Source organism: Planktothrix sp. FACHB-1355 (assembly GCF_014748295.1).
In the GTDB taxonomy this organism is placed as follows: Bacteria; Cyanobacteriota; Cyanobacteriia; order Cyanobacteriales; family Aerosakkonemataceae; genus Aerosakkonema; species Aerosakkonema funiforme_A.
The window spans coordinates 1-3,142 of record NZ_JACJUP010000860.1; the positions used below are offsets into that span (position 1 = coordinate 1).

The following is a 3,142-nucleotide window of genomic DNA, read 5'->3' on the forward strand; positions in this document are numbered from 1 at the left end:
TATAGTGATTGGCAGCCGCGTGAGTTAGATAATTTTTTTACTCCCCCACTCTTCCACTCTCCCATTCTTTCAAATGCGTACATTACCAACTTAAAATCTGTTGTATGTGCTGGCTAACGACTCTGCCACAATGGTATTTCAATATGGAATTCAGTGCCTTTTCCGGGTTCCGATATACATTTAATCTGGCCTTTGTGATGTTCTACAATAATCTGGTAACTGATGGAAAGACCGAGACCTGTTCCTTTGCCAACAGGTTTTGTGGTGAAAAATGGGTCAAAAATACGAGCTTTTACTACTGGAGTCATTCCTGAACCAGTATCGGCAATTTTAATCAACACCCGATCGCTGCTTAACATTCGGGTTTGGATGGTAATTACAGCTCGTTGCAGCTTAGTTTCTGGAAGAGACTCAATTGCATCGATCGCATTAGTCAAAATGTTCATAAACACCTGATTTAATTGGCCGGGATAACATTCGACTAGAGGCAGTTTGCTATAATCTTTGATCGCGTCGATCCCAGTATTACGAAAACTTTTCAATCGTTGCTGCAAAAGTAACAAAGCGCTTTCGATGCCGTGATGAATATCAACAGGTTTCATGTGCGCCTCATCCAAGCGCGAAAAGTTGCGTAAAGACAGGACAATCTGACGAATGCGATCGGCTCCAGCTTGCATTGACGATAATATTTTGGGCAGGTCGGCTTTCACAAATTCTAAATCGCTAGACTCTATGCAATCTTTGATTTCAAAACTGGTATGCTGGCACTCCTGCTGATAAAGGTCTATTAAGTCCAACAAACTTTTAGTATACTCGCGGACATGGGTAATGTTGCCGTAAATAAAATTGACCGGGTTGTTAATTTCGTGGGCAACGCCAGCCACCAAACTACCAAGCGAGGACATCTTTTCCGACTGAATAAGTTGCTGTTGAGTCTCTTGGAGCGTTTTGAGGGATTGAGCTAGTTCTTCATTCTTTTGTTGCAATTGTTGAGTTCTTTCATGTACCTTAAGGTCGAGATTGTGGGCAAGTTCGAGTAACTGTGCTTCCGATTGGATTAATGCTTGCTCGACTCGCTTTTGTTTTGTAATATCTTGAATCGTCCCCGTAATGCGAATGGGCATTTTATCTATATCCCGAATGATTTCCGTTTGTTCGCGGATAACCCTTTCTTCACCGTTGGGTCGCACAATTCGGTAATTAATGCTATAAGGTTTTTCCTGCGTTAACGCTTCTTGCAGCGAATTTTTCACCCACTCGCGGTCTTCCGCGTGAACCGTTCGCAAAAAAGTTTCGCAGTTGGGCGCAAAAGTATGAGGAGAATATCCCAAAATGCGATAAAGTTCTTCAGACCAATGCCATTGCTGTTCGATCAAGTCTAAATCCCAACTTCCCAAATGGGCAATGCGCTGGGCGTCGGCTAAACTGGCTTGACTGGAGTGCAGCGACTTCTGAACTTGTTGCAGTTCGGCTACAGTCGCGGCTAGCAGCAGGGCGGCGATACTGACGACTGCTACGAAAGCTTGTAAAGACAGAACGGCTTCTATAGGATTATTGGTGTGATTCTGAAAGGGCCCAACTCCTTGTCCTGTGCCCCAGATAGCTATTGAGCAGAGAAACAGGGTAGCAACGACGCTTCCCCGTTGTTTAAATCGAAATGCGACCCAAACTACTAACGGAAAAGGCAGATACTCAAAAGGATAGCGGGCGATCGCTCCTTTTGTTTGCCACGTAAACACCACCCAGCTAACTGCGATCAGCAAGATTAGCAAAATACCCGCATCTATATATTGCAAGGACTTTCGCATCGTCTGGGGCGAAACGGGACGTTTGGGCAGATTTACGGTACACCAACTTAACAAAACTGGCGTTACGACCAGAACTCCCATTACATCTCCCAGCCACCAACTTAACCAAGTTATGCCAAAATTGCGCCAAGGTTGTATGCCGTTCGCGCATAAGAGCAACACGCTGAATGTGGAGCTTAAAGTTGTCGAGAGCATTGCCGAGAGCGTTACAAATGCCAGAACGTCTTGAGGGCGTTCTAAATTAAGCTTGACTTTGTAGCGTTTTAACAAAGCGGTACTTGTCAGGGCTTGCAAGCTGGCGGAAGCTCCCATAGCCAGGGCGACGATCGGCGATACACCTAATGATAGCGAAACAAAGAAGTCTCCTAACATCACTCCAGGCCATACTCGCAGCCCCAACAGTAAAAGAGCGGCTTGGCTTATCCCTGCTGGTGGATAAAGGGGCGTTACCTGTGGTACAATACTCGGAATTTGTAATGCTAGTTTTCCCGCGCCACCGTAAACGGCAGCTAGTATCGCAACTGTTAACAAGTACCGCCAAAACCGATTTGGTATTGGGCTCATTGTTTGAACTGATAAATGTGAAGATGCACACTGATAAAAATACGGATGCTCACTGAGTATAAGAAGAGCAAGTGCCGATAACCAAGATTATGAGCAAGTCCCAAACTCTAAGCTGTGATTTTGATCTAAAAGGGGCTAGAAAGTCAAAAGTCAAAAGTCAAAAGTCCTTTGATGGTCAGGCATTTAACTACTTCAGCTCTGCTGGGTTACTTCTACCGTACTGCACTAGGGGCTAGGGATAAAGAGGAAATTTCTACTTTTGACTTTTAACTTTGTACGGGCGGGTTTTGGACTACAACTATAGACTTGTGATTGGAGTTATTGACTAAACCCGCCCCTGCGAATGATTGACTTTTGACTTTTCAATGCTGTCGAATGGGAATCTCAATTTCCAAAGTTGTTCCTTTGCCGACTTCCGAGAGGCATTTCAGAGATCCTTGATGTTTTTCCACTACAATTTGATAGCTGACAGACAAACCTAAACCTGTACCTTTACCGACTTCTTTGGTAGTAAAAAACGGATCGAAAATTCGAGACTGGACTTCTGGGGTCATGCCGATACCGTTGTCGGTGATTTCAATCTTCACCCGCTCATTATTTATTAAGCTGGTGCGAATCCAAATAGTAGGCTCAATAAATTCTAATGTTCCAATTTGCCTACGTTCCAACTCCTCTATTACATCCTTCGCGAAGCGTGACTCCAAAGAGTCAATTGCATTGTTGATAATATTTATAAACACCTGATTCATTTCGCTGGCGTAGCATTCCAC

The 3,142-nt window shown here is 44.3% G+C and carries 2 protein-coding genes; both read right to left on the bottom strand.

All coding sequences use genetic code 11. From position 1 onward, the window contains the following. Positions 1-113: 113 nt before the first annotated feature. On the bottom strand, positions 114-2,372 hold the full coding sequence (locus H6S82_RS26075) for an MASE1 domain-containing protein (protein WP_190473838.1): 2,259 nt from the start codon (positions 2,370-2,372) through the stop codon (positions 114-116). Positions 2,373-2,734: 362 nt separating this feature from the next. Beyond that, on the bottom strand, positions 2,735-3,142 hold a 408-nt coding region (locus tag H6S82_RS26080), incomplete at its 5' end, for an ATP-binding protein (protein ID WP_277926572.1).

Coding starts and splice junctions, on each gene's coding strand:
- H6S82_RS26075 (WP_190473838.1), bottom strand. CDS start 2,372: ATGAGCCCAATACCAAATCGGTTTTGGCGGTACTTGTTAACAGTTGCG.